This is a genomic window from Candidatus Obscuribacterales bacterium, assembly GCA_036703605.1.
Classification (GTDB): domain Bacteria; phylum Cyanobacteriota; class Cyanobacteriia; order RECH01; family RECH01; genus RECH01.
Map to the genome: position 1 here is coordinate 1 of DATNRH010000503.1, position 1215 is coordinate 1215.

1 protein-coding gene is annotated in these 1215 nt (G+C 52.3%); it reads left to right on the plus strand.

Going from position 1 to position 1215, the window contains the following annotated elements; translation table 11 throughout:
* The coding region (locus V6D20_10935) for a tetratricopeptide repeat protein (protein HEY9816296.1) at nt 1-1215 on the plus strand (1215 nt) is incomplete at both ends.

Sequence of the window (1215 nt, forward strand, 5' to 3'; positions counted from 1 at the left end):
TCGTGCCCTTGATCCCCAAAATCTCCAGTCCACAACGGCAGTGGATTCGGAACAGCAGGCCTGGGAACTCTCGCAAAAGTACCGTGCTCAAATTCACCAAGAAAATACTGACGAGGTGACGCTCCGCTTGGCGCTGGAAAGCTATGAGCAGTTATTGACCTACCTAGAATCTGGCGATCGCCGTCTGGGGGATATCTATAACGACATGGGCAATTTCACTTGGTTGTTGGCGCGACAGATCACCGATCCAGAACCAAAACAACGCCATTTACAGCGATCGGTGGAATATTACGAGCGGGCTTTAACGGCGATGACCACCCCGCCAGACGAAGAGCTTGCCGCGATGATCCACAATAATTTGGGGGCTGTGTATAGCGATCTTGCCCATTATCAAAATTCGTCAGATTTCCTCCATCGCGCAGTGCAAGCCTACGAAGCCGCCCTCACTTATCGCTCCCCTGAGGCTGACACAATTCGTTATATTTCGACCCAAAATAATCTCGGCACGGTGTATTGGCATCTAGCGCAGCAGGAAAATTCTGTGGGTCATTTACAGGGGGCGATCAATTGTTACGAAGCCGCTTTGGCACTCCTTGATGAAGCGCAGGAGCCGGAAAATTGGGCGATGATGCAAAATAATTTGGGGACAGCCTATCTCAATCTTTCCCAGTATCAAGATCCCACGACCTGTCTACAGGTGGCTCTCGCCGCCTACCAAGGGGCTTTACAACACCGTACGCCGGATACTAATCCTGTTGGTTGCGCTTCCACCCACAACAATCTTGGGACAACCTACTGGCAACTGAGCGTTTACCTCACTGAAGATAGTGCCCAATGGCAGAAAACCCTAGAGGCGGCGATCGCCAGCTATGAGATCACCCTCAGCCTGACCCATTTGCTCACCCAAGACGATCCAGCCCTGAGCCTAGATTTTGCCGTCCTAGACACCCTTAACAACCTCGGACTGATCCATTACCAGCTCGCCACCGAACTCACCTCCGCCCTACCCGCACCCAACAAAATCGAGCATCTCCAAACCGCCATCAAAGCCCACTGCCTCAGCCTCAGCAAACAAACAGAAGACCATCCCAACTACGAAGACACCCTCAGCTATCTCATCGGTGAAGTCCGTGCCGTTTACGAACAAGGCGGCATCGTTGCCCAAAACCAAGCTCTCTCCGAAGTCCCCAGCGAGCTTTTGCCAAGAATTTTACC